General features: G+C 71.0%; 18 protein-coding genes. 9 read left to right on the plus strand and 9 right to left on the minus strand.

Annotation, left to right across the window (positions count from 1 at the left end):
- Position 1: 1 nt before the first annotated feature.
- The 4 genes from OG885_RS36350 to OG885_RS36365 form a co-directional block, all read right to left on the minus strand.
- Complete coding sequence (locus OG885_RS36350; protein WP_405739038.1) at positions 2–787, minus strand: FMN-binding protein; 786 nt, start codon at positions 785–787, stop codon at positions 2–4.
- Positions 788–859: 72 nt separating this feature from the next.
- The gene (locus tag OG885_RS36355) at positions 860–2,242 is read right to left on the minus strand and encodes a ferric reductase-like transmembrane domain-containing protein (protein ID WP_405739041.1); all 1,383 of its coding nucleotides are present in this window, start codon (positions 2,240–2,242) and stop codon (positions 860–862) included.
- Between the two features lie 75 nt (positions 2,243–2,317).
- Positions 2,318–2,752, minus strand: coding sequence for an FMN-binding protein (locus tag OG885_RS36360; protein WP_405739044.1), 435 nt, complete (start codon positions 2,750–2,752; stop codon positions 2,318–2,320).
- 19 nt (positions 2,753–2,771) lie between these two features.
- Positions 2,772–4,124 carry a ferric reductase-like transmembrane domain-containing protein gene (locus OG885_RS36365; RefSeq protein WP_405739047.1) on the minus strand — a complete coding sequence of 451 codons (1,353 nt, stop codon included), beginning with the start codon at positions 4,122–4,124 and terminating at the stop codon, positions 2,772–2,774.
- 161 nt (positions 4,125–4,285) lie between these two features.
- Here OG885_RS36365 and OG885_RS36370 point away from each other — a divergent pair, with 161 nt between their 5' ends.
- Both OG885_RS36370 and OG885_RS36375 read left to right on the plus strand, forming a co-directional pair.
- Positions 4,286–5,026 (plus strand): response regulator transcription factor, encoded by a 741-nt coding sequence (locus OG885_RS36370; RefSeq protein ID WP_405739050.1) that lies wholly within the window; start codon positions 4,286–4,288, stop codon positions 5,024–5,026.
- Entirely contained in the window at positions 5,023–6,474 is a 1,452-nt protein-coding gene (locus OG885_RS36375; RefSeq protein ID WP_405739053.1) for a sensor histidine kinase, read from the plus strand. The genes OG885_RS36370 and OG885_RS36375 overlap by 4 nt, the downstream gene beginning before the upstream one ends.
- Here OG885_RS36375 and OG885_RS36380 read toward each other — a convergent pair.
- The 3 genes from OG885_RS36380 to OG885_RS36390 form a co-directional block, all read right to left on the minus strand.
- Entirely contained in the window at positions 6,461–7,165 is a 705-nt protein-coding gene (locus tag OG885_RS36380; protein ID WP_405739055.1) for a L,D-transpeptidase, read from the minus strand. The two genes, OG885_RS36375 and OG885_RS36380, sit on opposite strands and share 14 nt — an antisense overlap.
- Before the next feature lie 3 nt (positions 7,166–7,168).
- On the minus strand, positions 7,169–7,756 hold the full coding sequence (locus tag OG885_RS36385; RefSeq protein ID WP_405739058.1) for a pyridoxamine 5'-phosphate oxidase family protein: 588 nt from the start codon (positions 7,754–7,756) through the stop codon (positions 7,169–7,171).
- Positions 7,757–7,878: 122 nt separating this feature from the next.
- Positions 7,879–8,772, minus strand: a complete 894-nt coding sequence (locus OG885_RS36390; RefSeq protein ID WP_405739060.1) for a hypothetical protein — start codon at positions 8,770–8,772, stop codon at positions 7,879–7,881.
- A gap of 209 nt (positions 8,773–8,981) precedes the next feature.
- Between OG885_RS36390 and argH the strand changes: the two genes are divergently transcribed.
- The 4 genes from argH (at position 8,982) to OG885_RS36410 (ending at position 13,777) form a co-directional block, all read left to right on the plus strand.
- On the plus strand, positions 8,982–10,412 hold the full coding sequence (gene argH, locus OG885_RS36395) for an argininosuccinate lyase (protein WP_405739063.1): 1,431 nt from the start codon (positions 8,982–8,984) through the stop codon (positions 10,410–10,412).
- 148 nt (positions 10,413–10,560) lie between these two features.
- Positions 10,561–11,538 carry an aldo/keto reductase gene (locus tag OG885_RS36400; protein ID WP_405739066.1) on the plus strand — a complete coding sequence of 326 codons (978 nt, stop codon included), beginning with the start codon at positions 10,561–10,563 and terminating at the stop codon, positions 11,536–11,538.
- Positions 11,539–11,627: 89 nt separating this feature from the next.
- Entirely contained in the window at positions 11,628–12,254 is a 627-nt protein-coding gene (locus OG885_RS36405; RefSeq protein ID WP_405739069.1) for a TetR/AcrR family transcriptional regulator, read from the plus strand.
- Positions 12,251–13,777: an MFS transporter gene (locus tag OG885_RS36410; protein WP_405739072.1), complete on the plus strand. Its 1,527-nt coding sequence runs from the start codon at positions 12,251–12,253 to the stop codon at positions 13,775–13,777. The genes OG885_RS36405 and OG885_RS36410 overlap by 4 nt, the downstream gene beginning before the upstream one ends.
- Positions 13,778–13,827: 50 nt before the next feature.
- Here OG885_RS36410 and OG885_RS36415 read toward each other — a convergent pair whose 3' ends face one another.
- Positions 13,828–14,499 carry a lysophospholipid acyltransferase family protein gene (locus tag OG885_RS36415; protein WP_405743035.1) on the minus strand — a complete coding sequence of 224 codons (672 nt, stop codon included), beginning with the start codon at positions 14,497–14,499 and terminating at the stop codon, positions 13,828–13,830.
- Positions 14,500–14,822: 323 nt separating this feature from the next.
- Here OG885_RS36415 and OG885_RS36420 point away from each other — a divergent pair, with 323 nt between their 5' ends.
- The 3 genes from OG885_RS36420 (at position 14,823) to OG885_RS36430 (ending at position 17,227) form a co-directional block, all read left to right on the plus strand.
- Positions 14,823–16,031 carry a glycerophosphodiester phosphodiesterase gene (locus tag OG885_RS36420; protein ID WP_405739075.1) on the plus strand — a complete coding sequence of 403 codons (1,209 nt, stop codon included), beginning with the start codon at positions 14,823–14,825 and terminating at the stop codon, positions 16,029–16,031.
- Between the two features lie 74 nt (positions 16,032–16,105).
- Positions 16,106–16,684, plus strand: a complete 579-nt coding sequence (locus tag OG885_RS36425) for a sigma-70 family RNA polymerase sigma factor (protein ID WP_405739078.1) — start codon at positions 16,106–16,108, stop codon at positions 16,682–16,684.
- A gap of 45 nt (positions 16,685–16,729) precedes the next feature.
- Positions 16,730–17,227, plus strand: a complete 498-nt coding sequence (locus OG885_RS36430) for a GNAT family N-acetyltransferase (protein ID WP_329341235.1) — start codon at positions 16,730–16,732, stop codon at positions 17,225–17,227.
- Here the strand turns inward: OG885_RS36430 and OG885_RS36435 are convergent.
- Positions 17,217–17,639: a hypothetical protein gene (locus OG885_RS36435; protein WP_405739083.1), complete on the minus strand. Its 423-nt coding sequence runs from the start codon at positions 17,637–17,639 to the stop codon at positions 17,217–17,219. The genes OG885_RS36430 and OG885_RS36435 overlap by 11 nt on opposite strands.

Genomic DNA, 17,639 nt, shown 5'->3' on the forward strand with positions numbered 1-17,639 from the left:
GTCAGCCACCGGCCTGGTCCAGCGCCGACTGGAGGGACTTCTTGTAGCCCGCGCTGGTGTAGGTGGCGCCGGACACCGAGTCGATGTCCGCGCTGCCGGCCGCGACCGCCGCCGCGTTGAGCTTCGGCACGGCCAGCTCGGTCTTCTGGGTGCTCTGGCCCCCGCTCGGCGCCTGCACCGCCTCCGCCTTGGTGATCTTCCCGTTGCTGACGGTGATGCGGACCTGGACCGGGCCGTACTGCGTCTGCGCGACCGTGCCGGTCAGCGTCTTGGAGGCGGCGCTCTGGGCCGGGGCGGACGCGCTCTGGGAAGGCTGGGAGGGCTGCGCGGACTGCGGCGGCGCCGCGGCGTTCGCCTTGTCGATCGCCGACTGGAGGGACTTCTTGTAGCCCTCGCTCGTGTACGTCGCCCCCGACACCGTGTCGATGTCGGGACTCTGCTGGGCGACCACCGCCGCGTTGAGCTTCGGCACCGCCAGGTTGGTCTTCTCGGTGCTGGTCCCGCCCTGCGGCGCCTTCACCGCCTCCGACTTGGTGATCTTGGTGCCGTCGACGGTGATCCGGACCTGGACGGCGCCGTACTGGGTCTGCGTGGCGTCCCCGGTGAACGTGCTGGTCCCCGCCTGCTGCGCACCGCCCTGCGCCGACTCCTGAGCGGCGGCGGGCGGGGCCGCGCCGGCCGCCGAGGCCGGGTCGGACGACGGTTTCAGCGACAGCAGCAGCACGATCCCGGAGACGGTGGCGGCGCCGGCCAGGACGACACGCCGGATCGGATGACTCTTCCTCATGACTGAATGAACTCCTGAAGTCTGGTGCGGCCGGGCAGAGTTGGGGGCGTGACGTCCGTGCGGGACCGTCGCTCACATCTCGAACGACTCGTGGTGGATACGGCGGGCCGGCACCCCGGCGTCGCGCAGCGAGTCGTACACGGACTGCGCGAAGCCGGGCGGTCCGCACAGGAACACGTCGTGGTCGTCGATGTCCGGCAGCTTCTGCTGCAACCGCTCCGCCGAGATGTCGGGCCGCTCGCCGTCCGGACTGTTGACCGCGTACATCAGCCGGGCGCCCCGCTCGTCCGCGATGGCGGCCAGCTCGTCCCACAGCGCCAGATCCTGGGTGCTGTTGGCCCGGTAGAGCAGGGTGATGTCACCGGACGCGCCGGGCAGCGTCTCGAACAGCGCCCGCATCGGCGTGATGCCGACGCCGCCCGCGACCAGCAGCACCTTGCCGCGGCTTCGACGCTGGGCGGTCAGGGCGCCGTAGGGACCCTCGGCCCACACCTTCGTGCCGGGCCGCAGCTCGCGCAGCCGGGCCGTGTGGTCGCCGATCGCCTTGACCGTGATCCGCAGCATGTCCGGGCGGGGCGCCGCCGACAGCGAGTACGGGTGGGAGCTGAACCGCATGCCGGGTGCCATGAACCGCCAGCGGAAGAACTGCCCGGCCTCCGCGCCCATCCGGTGCAGCTTCTTCCCGCCGATCAGCACGGACACGATGCCCGGCGTCTCCTCGATGACCGCCTCGACGTACATCCGGTGGCGCAGGTTGAGGCGGAGCGGGGTGAGGATCCGGTACCAGACCACCAGCGCGGTGACGATGCCGTACAGCCCGTACCAGAAGGTCTTCGCGGTCGGCTGGACGGCGAACTCGTTGCCGGTGGTGATCTGGTGCCAGAACGTCAGGAACACCACGGCGTAGGTGAGCAGATGCACGTGGTACCAGGTGTCGTACGGCAGCCTGCGCCGGACGCCGCCGACCGACAGGAGGGCGATGACCACCAGCAGTCCGGTGCCGATGGCCGCCTTGCCCATGTCCGGCAGGGTCGTGACGATGTCCGTGAACTGCTGCACGACATCGCCGAGCGTCTTGCCGGCCTGGAGCGCGTACGCCCAGGTGATGAGGAAGACATGGGCGACGACCAGGCTCACCGTGTACCGGCCGCTCATCGCGTGCCAGCGGGCGACCCGGTCCGAGCCCACCCGCCGCTCCAGCGCCGGCACCCGGGCCATCTGGAGGACGACCAGCGCCATCAGATAGCCGGACAGCAGTCCGGTGATCCGGCCCGCGGCCAGGATCCTGGCGGTGTTGTCCGCGAGGGACGGGGTGTTGTCCCACCACAGCCACAGCACCGCCGCCGCGCCCGCCCACAGGGCGATCAGCAGCGGGACGGCCGGGGAGCGGCGCGGGCGGATGCGGCGCATCGTCTGGCGGCGGGCGGCGCGGCCGCCTGCGAGCGTCGTGGTCACGGTTCCTCCGGGGACGGATCAAGGGGGGTGGCGTGGTCCCTTGGCCCTCAGGTACGTGTGGCGACGCCCGTGTGTTCAGCCGCTCATCGAGTCCAGTGCGGACTGAAGTGACTGGCGGTAACCGTCACTTGTGTACGTGGCCCCCGACACCGTGTCGATGTCCGCGCTCTGCGCCTGGAGGGCCTCGGTGCGCAGGGTCGGGATGGCGTAGCTGTTGATCTGCTGGTCCCGTGGGTTGTCCTGGGGGTAGTCGACCGCGGTCACCTCGGTGAGCTTGCCGTTCGTGACGGTGACACGGACCTGGACCGGACCCCAGCGGGTGTCCACGGAGTCGCCGGTCACGGTCTTCGTGCCGGTGACCTGGGCGCCGCCCGACGGCGCGGAGACGGCCGGCGCGGTCACCGCAGCGGTGTGCGGCTTGAACGACAGCAGCAGCACCACCCCGGAGACGGTGGCGGCACTCGCCAGCACGATCCGGCGCAGGGGGCGGTTCTTCTTCAACGCGTGCATGGCAGCGGCCTTACGACTCTCAGAGTTCGAACGACTCGTGGTGGATACGGCGGTCGGGCACCCCGGCGGTGCGCAGCGCCACGTACAGCTCGCGGGCGAAGCCCTGCGGACCGCAGAGGTAGACGTCCCGGTCGGCGATGTCCGGGAAGGTCGCGCGCAGGGCGGCGGCGGAGAGATCCGGGCGCTTTCCGTCCGGTCCGTTGAGGGCGTAGCGCACCTCGGCGCCGCGCCAGCGGGCGACGGCCTCCAGCTCGCCGCCGAGGGCCAGGTCCTCGGCCGTGCGGGCCCGGTAGAGGAAGGCGACATCGCCGGGCAGGGTCTCGAACAGGGCGCGCAGCGGGGTGACGCCCACCCCGGCGCCGATCAGCAGCGAGCGGGACGCGGTCCGCCGGTCCCCGGTCAGTGAGCCGTACGGCCCCTCCGCCCACACCCGGGTCCCGGGCCGCAGCAGTGCCACGGCCGCGCTGTGGCCGCCGAGCGCCTTGACGGTGATCCGCATGAGGTCCGGGCGCGGGGGCGCCGACAGCGAGTACGGCGTCGACGTCCAGCCCAGCCCCTGGCCCAGGAACCGCCAGCGGAAGAACTGCCCGGACCGCGCACCCAGCTCGTCCAGCCGCCGGCCGCGGACGACTACGGAGTACACGCCCGGCGCCTCGCGGTGCACCGACTCCACCCGCAGCCGGTGCCGCAGGTTCAGCCGCACCGGGGCGAGCACGCGGAACCACAGTACGAGGGCCGCCACCCCGAGGTACAGCACGTACCAGGCGGTCGTGGCCGCGGTGTGGCCGCTGAAGTCGTCGCCCAGCGTCAGCTGGTGGAAGAAGGCCAGGAACACGGCCGCGTACGTGAGCAGATGGACGTAGTACCAGAACTCGTAACTGAGCCGGCGGCGCGCGGCACGGGCCGAGGTGACGCCGACCGCGAGGAGGATCAGCGTGCCGAAGGCCGCCTTCAGCATGTCCGGGTAGTCGAGAACCACCGTCACCGTCTCGTGCCAGACCGAGGCCCGGTCCTGGGCGGCGTACCCGAGCAGGATCAGCACGATGTGCGCGACCAGCAGACAGACCGTGTACCGCCCGGCCATCGCATGCCAGCGCGCCACCCGGTCGGAGCCGACCCGCCGCTCAAGCAGCGGCACCCGGGCCATCAGCCCGACCAGCACCGCGCAGACGTACCCGCACAGCAGCCCGGCGATCCGCCCGGCCCCGGTCAGCCAGCCGGCCGTACCGACCACCGTGCCGGTGTCCGCCCACCACAGGCCGACCACGGCCGCCGCCCCCGCCCACAGCACGGCGAGCACCGCACCCGCGGGGGAGCGCGGTGCGGGCGGCGTCACGGCCGGTGCCGCCCGCCGTTCGTACACGGTGGTCATGTGTGCGCCCCTTCTCCTGCCTGTCTCCTGCCAGGGACGCCACTGTGCCGCCACAACTTCTCAGGACCCTCTGAACCGGCACCCCGCTCAGCCCACTCAGAGCAAACTCAGAGCATCCGACGGCGCCCGCGGCCCCCGCGAGGGGTGATCCTGGGAGGGCGATGAACACCACCCGCTCCGGCCGCCCGGCCCTCGCCCGCCCCGACGGCACGCCCCTGCGTGTCCTCGTCGTCGACGACGACCCCGATCTCGCCGAGGTGCTCTGCGGCGCCCTGCGCTACGAGGGCTGGGAGGTCCGCACGGCCGGCGACGGCGCCACGGCGGTGACCGCGGCCCGGGAGCTGCTGCCGGACGCGGTCGTGCTCGACGTGATGCTCCCGGACACCGACGGCTTCGCCGTACTGCGCTCCCTGCACACCGTGAAGCCCGATGTGTGCGTGCTCTTCCTCACCGCGCGGGACGCGGTCGAGGACCGCATCACCGGGATCACCGCGGGCGGCGACGACTACGTCACCAAGCCCTTCAGCCTGGAGGAGGTCGTCGCCCGGATCCGCGGACTGCTGCGCCGCGCCGGCATGGCCCGCCAGCTGGAGGAGGGGCCGCGGCTGACCGTCGGCGACCTGGTCATGGACGAGGAGGCCCGTGAGGTGACCCGGGCGGGTGAGCTCATCGAGCTGTCGCCGACCGAGTTCGAGCTGCTGCGCTTCCTCATGCGCAACCCGCGCCGGGTGCTCAGCAAGACCCAGATCCTCGACCGGGTCTGGTCGTACGACTTCGGCGGTCGCGCCCATGTCGTCGAGCTGTACATCTCCTATCTGCGCAAGAAGGTGGACGCCGGGCGCGAGCCGATGATCCACACGGTGCGCGGGGCGGGCTATGTGCTCAAGCCGGTGACCGGATGAGGCGCGTGCCGCCGCGCACCCTGCGGGCCCGGCTCACCCTCGGCCTGGTGGTGCTGCTGGCGGTGAGCTGCGCCGCGGTCGGCGTGGCCGCCGTCGTCGGACTGCGCGGCTTTCTCACCGGCCGCCTCGACGAGCAGCTGACCGAGGCGGGGAACCGGTTCGCGGTGAGTCTGGAGCACAAGGGAGAGCCGCCGGGTACATCCGGCGACCACGACGCCGACGATCGCGGCGACACCCGCCGCCAGGCCACCGGCACCTTCGGCGCCCGGCTGGTCGACGGCACGGCCACCCACGCGGCGGTCGTCCGTCCGAGCGGCACCAAGGACGTCACCCTCACCGAGCGCGACGAGAAACGGCTCGCCGAGATCCCGGCCGACGGCAAGGGCCACACCGTGGACCTCTCCGCGCTGCACGACTACCGCGTGCTGGTGTCGAGCGGCCTCGACGGCGACACTCTGGTCACCGGCCTGCCGATGGAGCCCGTGGAGGCCACGGTCCACCGGCTCGAACTGCTCGCCGGGATCGTCTTCGGCCTCGCGCTCACCGTCACCGGCGTGGTCGGCGCCCTCTGGGTGCGCTGGTCGCTGCGCCCGCTGAGCCGGGTCGCGGCGACCGCCACCCGGGTCAGCGAACTCCCGCTGGCCAGCGGCGAGGTGGCGCTGCCGCCCCGGGCCCCGGAGTCCGACCCCCGCAGCGAGGTCGGCCAGGTCGCCGGCGCCTTCAACCGCATGCTGGGTCATGTCGAGGACGCCCTCACCAAACGGCACGCCAGCGAGGAACGGCTGCGCAGCTTCGCGGCCGACGCCAGCCATGAGCTGCGCACCCCGGTCGCGTCGGTGCGCGGCCACGCCGAACTGGCGTTGCTGCACCCGGGCCCGGTCCCGCCGGAGATCACCCGGGCCCTGGAACGCATCGCCGCCGAGTCGTCCCGCATGGGCGAGATGGTCGACGAGATGCTGCTGCTGGCCCGGCTGGACGCGGGCCGCCCCCTGGAGCGCCGCCCGGTCGACCTCACGATGCTGGTCCTGGACGCGGTCACCGACGCCCGGGCCGCGGGCCCCGGCCACCGCTGGACCCTGGAACTCCCCGAGGAACCGGTGACGGTCAGCGGCGACGCCCACCGCCTGCAACAGGTGTTGGCCAACCTGTTGGCCAACGCGCGTGGGCACACACCCGTCGGCACCGAGGTGACGGTCTCCCTGGAGACCGTCGACACGTCGGTCGTCCTCACGGTCCACGACGACGGTCCCGGTGTCCCCGAGGACATCCAGCCCGGCGTCTTCGAACGCTTCACCCGAGCCGACCGTCGCCGCACCGACGCCCCGGGGGGCGGCGCCGGCCTGGGCCTGTCGATCGTGGCCGCGGTGGCCGAGGCGCACGGCGGAGAGGTGAGCCTGCGGAGCGCGCCGGGCTCGACCACCTTCACCGTCCGGCTCAGTACCGGGTGATCGCCGTAGGCCCGCCCGTCGTACCGATCGCGATGTGGGGCTCCCGACCGGGAGAGGCCCACTTCAGGATCCGGCGCATCGCGTCCGCCGGCACGGACACACAGCCCGCCGTCGCACCGTCGCCGTTGACGTGCAGAAAGATCCCGGCGCCCCGACCACGCACCGGATGGCTGTAGTTGAAGCCGATCACCATGGCGTACGCGTACTGCTTCTCGTACGTGATCAGATGCTCGGACTCGGCCGCCCGGCAGTCCTTGGCGCGCGGCTCGCTCCAACGGTTGTAGACGCGCGAGTCGTTGTCCTGGCACCACCAGGAACTCGCCCGCACCGGACGGTACTTGTACGAGGTCCCGCTCGGCGCGCCCTTGATGCCGAAGGCGTACGGCAGCTCGTACAGCCCCGCCGGTGTGGTGTTCGTGCCCTGCTTGCGCGAGGTGCCCGCCACGAGCCCGTTCGCCCCGAACCGCGCCTTCGCCGAACCGGCCTTCACCCACTGCCCGTTGCGCAGATCCCACCAGGTGACGGTCCCGGAGGTGGAGGTGTCCTTGGCGGCCACCGCGGTGATCAGCTGGCTGCCGCCCCCGGTGTCGGCCATGCGTGCGGGAAGCGGGAGTCGCCCGCCGTCAGGAGCGGCGCCGAGCACGAGGAGGGACGCGGACACGAGAGCCGTGGCGACGGCGGGGGAGCCCATGGCTCAGACGGTAGAGGGCGGCAGCGGCAACGGCAGCCCGGGTAGGCCATCCAGGCTCGTCGCGATGTGCTCCTTCTTGGCGAAGTAGGCGCTCAGGGATTCGTCGTCCTCGCGCGCGAAACGCCGGGCGTGCAGATCGCGGTCCTCGTCGTACGTCATGAAGGGCACCGCGTAGCCACAGGAGTCGCGGATCTGCCGGGCCGTCACGACGATGATCGCCCGCAGGCCGTGCAGGCGCGGGTCGATGTCCGGGAAATGCGTGAGCAGTTCCGGGAAGCGGGGGTCGTCGCGCAGCACCGCCTCGCCCTCGCCGTGCACCCGGACGATGTTGGGCGGGCCCTGGAAGGCGCACCACATGAGCGTGATCCGGCCGTTCTCCCGCAGATGCGCCACCGTCTCCGCGGTGGAGCCGGCGAAGTCCAGGTAGGCGACGGTCAGTTCGTCGAGGACGGCGAAGGATCCCTTGAGCCCCTTGGGGGAGAGGTTGACCGTGCCGTCACCGGAGAGAGGGGCGGTCGCGGTGAAGAAGAGGGGCTGCGCCTCGATGAAAGTGCGCAGCCTGCCGTCTATGCGCTCGTAAGTCTTTCCCATGTCTAACGATTATGGGCGCAGATCTTTCGCCTGTCTAATGAATTGCGGGGTCCGCTTCCCCGGTCCCCGCCGTGGCCGCCCCGGCCGGCGCATCACTCGGGGCGGCCACAGCACCTGTCACGTCACTGGGTGAGCGTGCAGGTGGCCAGGGAACCGAGGCCCTGGGGCTTCTCGGCGGTGCGGCCGATGGAGATGGCGATGCGGTCGATCGTGGACGTCCGCTTGTCCGCCAGCGGGCCGAGGATGGCGTTCTGGACGAAGTTGGGGCCGCCCTGGCCGACCGTGTTCACCAGGCGCGTGTTCGCCTCGTTGATCTGGGTCTGCAGGAGCGCGAGGTTGCGGTCCACCTCGGCCTGCGCGGAAGCCGGGATCGCGGGGAGCTGGGAGGCGACGTCAGGGCAGGTGATGGTGCCGACGCCGGCGTTGTCCGCATCGCCCGCGCCGTTGCCCGCGTCCTCGCCCGCGTTGCCGGTGTCCTGCCCGGCGTCCTGGCCCGTGTCCCCGGCAGCTTCCGAGGCGGGGGCGCTCGGCGTGGCCTCGGCCTCCCCGCCCGTGTCCGCGGCGCCGTCGGCGTTGAGGGTGCAGGGCGCGAGCGCGTCAAGGCCCTGGGGCTTCTCCGCCGTACGGCCGATCGCGGTGGCCATGCGGTTGACGGTCGCGATCCGCTTGTCCTCCAGCGGGCCCAGAATGGCGTTCTGGACGAAGTTGGGTCCGCCCTGGCCGACGGTGTCGACGAGACGCTTGTTGGCCTCGTCGATCTGGGTCTGGAGGAGGGCGAGGTTGCGGTCGATCTCCGCCTGCGCGCTCGCGGGGATGGCGGGGAGCTGGGAGGCGACGTCCGGGCAGGTGATGGTGCCCGGGCTCGCGAGGGTGCGCGCGGTGTTGTCGCCGCTGCTCTTGGAGGACTCCCCGGCGAGGGCGGAACCGGCGATCACCGCACCGGTCAGCACCAGTGCGGTAGCGCTGCCGATGAGGGCGACGCGGCGCTTGTTGTACTTCGGAAGGGCCCTGGACATGCGGATGCCTCACAAGGGTCGGGAGTGTCGTGATGTTCGTCGTGTGTACAAACGCGGCGCCTGCGTTCGGGGAGAGGTACGAGCAAGCGGTTTCCCATGTTCAAAGGGAATCCCAAAAACACGTCAGATTGACGAATCATGCAGTGGTCTGCATACTCATGCATAACACTCATGCACAACCCTGAATGCGGCGATGAGGAGCAACGCAAGTGAGCAGCAACAGCGGTGACGTCCGGCTCTGGGGCGGCCGTTTCGCCGACGGTCCCGCCGAGGCCCTGGCCAAGCTGTCCGCGTCCGTGCACTTCGACTGGCGGCTGGCTCCCTACGACATCGCCGGTTCGCGTGCCCACGCGCGCGTGCTGCACAAGGCGGGGCTCCTCACCGAGGGCGAGCTTCAGCGCATGATCGCCGGGCTCGACCAGCTGGAGGCCGACGTCGCCGCCGGTTCCTTCGTCGGCACGATCGCCGACGAGGACGTCCACACCGCCCTGGAGCGGGGCCTCCTGGAGCGCCTCGGCCCCGACCTCGGCGGCAAGCTCCGCGCCGGCCGCTCCCGCAACGACCAGGTGGCGACCCTCTTCCGGATGTACCTGCGGGACCACGCCCGGATCATCGCCGGCCTCATCGCCGACCTCCAGGACGCCCTGGTCGGCCTCGCCGAGGCCCACGCGGACGTGGCGATGCCCGGCCGCACCCACCTCCAGCACGCCCAGCCGGTGCTCTTCGCCCACCATGTGCTGGCCCACGCCCAGGCCCTCTCCCGGGACGCCGAGCGGCTGCGCCAGTGGGACGAGCGCACGGCCGTGTCGCCCTACGGCGCCGGCGCCCTGGCCGGCTCCTCCCTCGGCCTGGACCCGGAGGCGGTGGCGAAGGACCTCGGCTTCGAGCACGGCAGCGTCGGCAACTCCATCGACGGCACCGCCTCGCGTGACTTCGTCGCGGAGTTCGCCTTCATCACCGCGATGATCGGCGTGAACCTCTCCCGGATCGCCGAGGAGATCATCATCTGGAACACGAAGGAGTTCTCCTTCGTGACCCTGCACGACGCGTTCTCCACGGGCTCGTCGATCATGCCGCAGAAGAAGAACCCCGACATCGCGGAGCTGGCGCGCGGCAAGTCCGGCCGCCTGATCGGCAACCTGACGGGTCTGATGGCGACGTTGAAGGCGCTGCCCCTCGCCTACAACCGCGACCTCCAGGAGGACAAGGAGCCGGTCTTCGACTCCTGCGACCAGCTGGAGGTCCTCCTCCCCGCCTTCACCGGCATGATGGCCACCCTCACCGTCAACCGCGAGCGCATGGAGGAACTGGCCCCGGCCGGCTTCTCCCTCGCCACCGACATCGCCGAGTGGCTGGTCAAGCAGGGCGTCCCGTTCCGCGTCGCCCACGAGGTCGCCGGCGAGTGCGTCAAGGCCGCCGAGGCCGAGGGCAAGGAACTCGACGAACTGACGGACGACCAGTTCGCGAAGATCAGCGCCCACCTCACCCCGGAGGTCCGCACGGTCCTCAACGTCAAGGGTGCCCTGGCCTCCCGCAACGGCAGGGGCGGCACGGCCCCAAGTGCGGTGGCGATCCAGCTGGCGGAGGTAAAGGCGAACGTGGAGGCTCAGCACGCCTGGGCCACTGCGAAGAAGGGTTAGGGGCAGCGCCGCCAGGGGCGCGGGGAACTGCGCGAGCAACCACGAACCACCCGCACTCGCACAGCGAACCGCACCACCCGAGCTCTGAACCGAAGGTCATCGCGGGTTAGGTTGGGAACAGCCTTGAGCCGACCCAACGGAGCCCGCGATGCCCTTCGCCCGCCTGGCCACAGCGACCACCCCCACCTGCCACATCGGACTGGGCCTCGCGGCCGTGGGCCGCCCCGGCTACATCAACCTCGGCCGTGACGAAGACCTGGGCCTCGCGGAGAACCGCAGCGTCGAATCGCTGCGCGCCCGCACCCACGAACTCCTCGACGCCGCCTACGCCCAGGGCGTCCGCTACTTCGACGCGGCCCGCTCCTACGGCCGCTCCGAGGAGTTCCTCGCGGACTGGCTCAACGCCGACCCCGGCCGGAACGACGTGGTCATCGGCAGCAAATGGGGCTACACCTACACCGCCGCCTGGACGACGGACGCCGAGAAGCACGAGGTCAAGGACCACGGCCTCGACACCTACGAACGCCAGCGCCGCGAAACCGCCGAGCTCCTCGGCGATCATCTGGACCTCTACCAGATCCACTCGGTGACCCCGGACAGCCCGGCCCTCACCGACAAGGAACTGCACGCGAGGCTCGCCGAGGCCGCCGCCGACGGCATCAGCATCGGCTTCTCCACCAGCGGCCCCGCCCAGGCGGACGCCATCCGCGCCGCCCTGGAGGTGACGGTCGACGGCGAGCCCCTCTTCCGTACCGTCCAGGCGACGTACAACGCCCTGGAGACCTCCGCCGCCCCCGCCCTCGCCGAGGCGCACGACGCCGGACTCACGGTGATCGTCAAGGAGGGCATGGCCAACGGCAGGCTCGCGGGCCCGCATGCTCCGGACGCCCTGAAGGCCGTGGCCGAGGAGACGTCTCTCGGCTGTGACGCGGTCGCCCTCGCTCTCGTCCTGCGCCGGCCGTGGGCCGGGGTCGTCCTGTCCGGGGCGGCGACCACCGCCCAGCTGGCCTCCAATCTGCACGCGGCCGTCGTGGACCTGGACGAGGACCAGCTCGCGCGCCTCGCCGAGCTGACGGAGGAGCCGCGGGAGTACTGGGAGAAGCGCGGCAGCCTTCCCTGGCACTGAGACAACAAAACCCCTGCTCAGCACCACATGTGTGAGACGTTCATGCCTACAGTGAGACATCAATGTCTCACATGGGCTATGGTTGTCTCATGGCTGTCGACCGAGCTCATGTGCTGCGCAGCGCCGCGGCCCTGCTGACCCGCAAGTCCACCGCGACCATGGACGAGGTCGCCAAGGCCGCGGGGATCAGCCGGGCCACCCTGCACCGGCACTTCGCCGGGCGCGACGCGCTCGTACGCGCCCTTGAGGCACTCGGCATCGAGGAGTGCGAGGCCGCGCTGGACGCGGCCCGGCTCGACGAGGGCCCGGCGCGGGACGCCGTACACCGCCTCGTCCGCGAGATCGAACCGGCCGCCTCCCTGCTCGCCTTCCTCTACACCGAGAACCAGCTGTTCGAGGGGGAGGGGCAGAACCCCGGCTGGACCCGCATCGACGAGCGCATCGCGGCCCTGTTCCGACGCGGTCAGGCGGCCGGTGAGTTCCGCATCGACCTGACCCCGGCCTGGCTCACCGAGGCGCTGTACGGCCTGCTGGCCTCCGGCGCCTGGGCGGTGATGGAGGGCCGCGTGGCGGCGAAGGACTTCACGTACATGATCGCCGAGCTGCTGCTGGGCGGTGCGCTGAGGCACCACGCAGAGCCGCCTCCCGCACAACCGCGTCACACAGCAGCGCGTCACACAGAACCGCACCACACAGATACGAGAGAGGAATCATGACCAGCACCCTGCAGCCGGCGACCACGACCGAGGCGGTGACCAAGCGTCCGGGCCGTTGGCTCGCGCTGTCCGTCCTCGTGCTCGCCGTGCTGCTGGTGGCCGTCGACGCGACCGTCCTCGGTCTCGCGACCCCCTACATCAGCGAGGACCTGAATCCGACCGGCTCCCAGCTCCTGTGGATCGGCGACGTCTACTCATTCGTCATCGCGGGGCTGCTCGTCTCCATGGGCAGCCTGGGCGACCGCATCGGCCGCAAGCGCATCCTCCTGATCGGCGCGACCGCGTTCGGCGCGATATCGGTCCTCAACGCCTATGCCACGACACCGGAGATGATGATCCTCGCCCGCGCCCTTCTGGGCGTCGCGGGCGCGACCCTCATGCCGGCGACCCTCGCCCTGATCCGCAACCTCTTCCACGACCCGCGGGAACGCAGTCTCGCCGTGGGCATCTGGGGCGCGACGGCCTCCGCGGGCACCGCGATCGGCCCGATCGCCGGTGGCTTCCTGCTCGAACACTTCTGGTGGGGCTCGGTCTTCCTGATCAACCTGCCCGTGATGGCGGTCCTGGTCCTCGTCGGCATCAAGCTGCTGCCGGAGTCGAAGAACCCGAACCCGGGCCCGTGGGACCTGATCAGCGTCAGCCTGTCCCTGGTCGGCGTGATCGCGGTGGTGTACGCGGTCAAGGAGACGGCCACGCACGGCTTCGGCTGGGAGATCCTCGGCGTCGGCGCACTCGGCGCGGGGGCCCTGTACTGGTTCGTCCACCGCCAACTGACCCTGCCGACACCCCTGTTGGACATGCGGCTGTTCCGCAACCGCGGCTTCAGCGCGGCGGTCCTCGCCGACCTGCTGACCATCCTCGGCCTGTCCGGCCTGGTCTTCTTCCTCTCGCAGTATCTGCAACTCGTCCAGGGCCGCAGCCCGTTGGAGGCAGGCCTCGCCGAACTCCCCGCGGCCGTGGGCGCGGTGGCGGCCGGCCTGATCGCGGGCTGGGCGGCCCGCCGCTGGTCGGTCCGCGCGGTGGTCTCCGGCGGCCTGGCGGCGGTAGGCGTGGCACTGGCCTCGCTGACCGTCATCGACCAGTCCACCGGCTACCCGTTGCTGGGCGCGGCCCTGCTGGTCGTAGGCATCGGCGCCGGCTTCTCCTTCACCGTCACCGCCGACGTCATCCTGTCGAGCGTCCCGAAGGAACAGGCGGGCTCGGCGTCAGCGGTCTCAGAGACGGCCTACGAGTTGGGCGCGGCCCTGGGCATCGCCGTACTGGGCTCGATCGTGACGGCCGTGTACAGGGGCTTCACGGCTCCGGCCGGCACACCCGCGGGCGCCCATGAGTCACTGGGAGCAGCGGTGGAGTCAGCGGCGGGAATGCCGACGCAGCAGGCGCAAGCACTGCTGACGTCGGCGAGAGACTCCTTCGTGGACGGCCTGGCGATCGCGGCGGGAGCAGGAGCGGCAGTCCTGCTCGCCACGGCACTGGCAGCATGGTTCCTGCTACGAAACCAACGGTTGGATGGCCGGCCTTAAGGGGCGCGGGGAACTGCGCGACCAGCCCCCACCGGCCGTCGGACGAAGTACTACGCAGCCTTCGCCTTCGTCGCATACATGTCCACGTACTCCTGCCCGGACAACCGCATGACCTCGGTCATCACGGAGTCCGTCACGGCCCGCAGCACATACCGGTCCCGGTCCATCCCGTCGTACCGGGAGAACTCCATCGCCTCACCGAACCGAACAGTCACCCGCCCAGGGCGCGGCATCCCCGCGCCCCCCGGCTGCAACTTGTCCGTGCCGATCACGGCGAACGGCACCACAGGCGCCCCGGTCATCATCGTCAGCCGCGCGATACCGGTACGCCCCCGGTACAACCGCCCGTCGGGCGACCGCGTCCCCTCGGGGTAGATACCGAAGACCTTCCCCTCCTCCAGCACCCGCCGCCCGGTCATCAGCGCGGCGACGCCGCCACGTCCGCCGTCCCGGTCCACCGGGATCATGCCGACGCCGGTGAAGAACCACGCCATGAGCCGGCCCTTCAGGCTCTTGCCGGTGACGTACTCGTCCTTGCCGATGAAGAACACCTGGCGGTCGCAGACGAGCGGAAGGATCATCGAGTCGATGAAGGTGAGGTGGTTGCCGGCCAGGATGACCGGACCGTCTCCGGGGATGTGCTCGGCGCCTTCCACCTGTGGGCGGAACATCAGGCGCATGATCGGTCCGAGCACTGCCTTGATGAGCGCGAAGCGGGACAACGGGCCCTCCGGTGTCAAGGGAATCGGTCTAAGTCTGTGCAGGTGAGGACGATACTCGCGGCCCGGGGGGTCTTGCACATCGGGTTCACCGAGGTCTTACGCAGTGTTGACGCGGGTTTACCTGCGGCGGCGCGCCGAATACCGGTCGTAACCTGGCGGCCATGATGTGACGGACATCGCGCTCAGGGCCTGATGGGCCGTCAACTCCTGCCTCATGGACGACATCCCGCGTCACCCGCGTGTTCCGCCGCGGGTCTCCCCGCGGTCATGTACACGCACCTACGATCGGCCCGCAGTGACGAGCCGACGCAAGGAGGGCGCTCATGGGATCGCAGGATTCTCAGGCCGTGGACGGGCAGACGGGTGTAACCGGACGGCGGGCGCTGCTCGGCGCGGCCGTGCTCGGTGCCGGGGGAGCGGTCCTCGGGCTGTCCGGCACGGCGAGAGCCGCCGAGGCCGCCGGGACCGCCGAGGCCGCCGGGGCCGGTGGAGTGCGGCACGGCGGTGGGCTGAGCAGCCTGCCCGTGCCGACGATCATCGGGCACCGGGGCGCCAGCGGCTACCGGCCCGAGCACACCTTCGGGTCGTACCAGCTCGCCCTCGACCTGGGCGCCCATGTCGTCGAGGCCGGCGACCTGGTGCCCACCAAGGACGGTCACCTGGTCTGCCGTCATGAGCCGGAGATCGGCGGGACGACGGACGTCGCGGACCACAAGGAGTTCACCGACCGCAGGACGACGAAGGTCCTGGACGGTGTCTCCGTCACCGGCTGGTTCACCGAGGACTTCACGCTCGCCGAGCTGAAGACCCTGCGCGCGATCGAGCGCATCCCGGCCAACCGCCCGCACAACACCCTCTACAACGGCCGCTGGGAGATCCCCACCTTCGAAGAGGTCCTGAAGTGGCAGGACGAGCAGACCCGCAAGCGTGGCCGGCAGGTGTGGATCTACCCGGAGACCAAGCACCCCACCTACTTCCGCAAGCTGGGTCTCGGTCTTGAGGAGCGGGTCGCCAAGCTGCTGCGCAAGCACGGCAAGGACGGCCGCAACGCGCCGGTCATCCTCCAGTCCTTCGAGCCGACCAGCATCCAGCGCCTGAACCGGCTGGTCGACAACCCGCTGGTCGTGCTGCTCTCCTCCGCGACCAGCCGCCCCTGGGACTTCGTCGAGACGGGCGACCCGCGCACGGTCGCCGACCTGATCACGCCCGCCGGGCTGCGGGAGATCGCCGGATACGCCCAGGGCATCGGCCCCACCCTCGACCTGGTCATCCCCAAGGACGCCAACGGCGACCTCACCAGCCCGACCACCCTGGTCGCCGACGCGCACAAGGTGGGTCTGCTCCTCCACCCCTACACCATGCGCAACGAGAACCCGTTCCTGCCGACGAGCTTCCGCAAGGGCACCGACGCCGACGCCTACGGCGATGTCTTCGGCGCCTACAGGACGTACTTCGCCACCGGTATCGACGGTGTCTTCACCGACAACGCGGACACCGGCCTGCTGGCCCGCGAGGACTTCGTCAACCGGTGAGCGCCCGGCCCCGGTTGGGGTGACAGCCGGCCGTCCGGGCAACCCGCAGCCCGGACGGCCGCGTCGTGAGGCGTATGACGCACGACCTGATCGCCACCCCGCCGCGCGACCTGACCACCACCCCGCCGCACCACCCGGTCACCGCACCGCCGCACGACCTGCTCACCACCCTGCGCCCGCTGCTCACCGCCGAGGCCTTGGCGGAGGCGCACGCCTCCGGTGCCGAACCCGGCGACCTGGAACAGGCGGTCTGGCTCCGCCTCCTGGAGCGCCTCGACACCGACGGTCCGCCCGTGGACCCGCCGGGCTGGCTCCGCCGGGCGGTCCGCTCCGAGGCGCGCCGCTCCCGTCGTACGACGCGCCTCGAACGGCCGTATGAGACGGAACCCGCGGACGACGCCGGCCGCAGCCCCGAGGACCATGCTCTGGCGACCGCCCGGCGCCGGGCGCTGCGGGACGCCGTACGCCGTCTGCCCGGCCGCTGCCCCCGGCTGCTTGAGGCGCTGCTCTCCCCGATGGACCTCACCTACCGGGAAATCGCGGGGGAGTTGGGTATCTCACAGGGCAGTCTCGGTCCGGAACGTTCCAGATGCCTGGGATGTCTGCGTCGTTTGCTCACACCGGAGGTTGCGGCCCGCGGAGCGCGGGGATAGGAGTGAGGGACGACAGGCGATCAGGTGAGCGGGAGGCGTGCGCACATGGGCATGAGCGTGACCATCTCTGCGGCGACCGTGCAGGACGCGGAGCAGATCTTCAGGTTGCAGTACCTGTGCTTCCAGAGCGAGGCGGCGCTGTACGGCAACTACCGCATCGACCCGCTCGTCCAGAGCCTGGACTCGGTCCGTGAGGAGGTCGCCTCGGACTGCGTCTTCGTGGCCCGGCTCGGCGAGGAGGTCGTCGGCTCGGTCCGCGGCCATGTCACCGAGGACGGCTCGGCCGCCATCGGCAAGCTCTGCGTCCACCCCCGCCTCCAGGGCCACGGCATCGGCGCCCGACTGCTGCGGGCGGCGGAGTCGGCCCTGGCCGAGGAGCGCGGCGCCACCCGGTTCCGCCTCTTCACCGGCCACCGCAGCGAGGGCAACCTGCGCCTGTACCGCAAGGTCGGCTACGAGGCGGTGGGCACGTCGAAGGGCGCGGACGGCGTACCGATGATCGTCCTGGAGAAGCCGGCGGGGACGTACGCGGCTACCGCGTAGCGGAGGCGGTACCGGCCTTCCGCAGCCAGTAGAGGGCGGACAGCGGCAGCAGCACCGGGATGAAGACGTACCCCATGCCGAAGTCCGACCAGACGGTGGCGTCGGGGAAGGCGGACGGCTCCACCAGCGTCCACGTACCGACGATCAGTACGCCCGCGAGCTCGGCGGCGCAGCACACCTGTGCCGCCTTGCGGGCCGTCTCGCCACCCCGGACGAGCGAGTACGTGATGAACCCGTAGACCAGCCCCGCCACGGCGGACAGCGAGTAGGCCAGCGGAGCGCGGTCGAACTCGGTGGCGATCTGGTACGCCGAGCGCGACACCGCGCCGACCACCATCACCCCGTACAGCCAGACCAGCAGCATCCCCGGCCCGCTGATCAGCCGCGCCGGCTTCTCCTCGGTCGCCGTCAC

The organism is Streptomyces sp. NBC_00028 (assembly GCF_045041065.1).
In the GTDB taxonomy this organism is placed as follows: Bacteria; Actinomycetota; Actinomycetes; order Streptomycetales; family Streptomycetaceae; genus Streptomyces.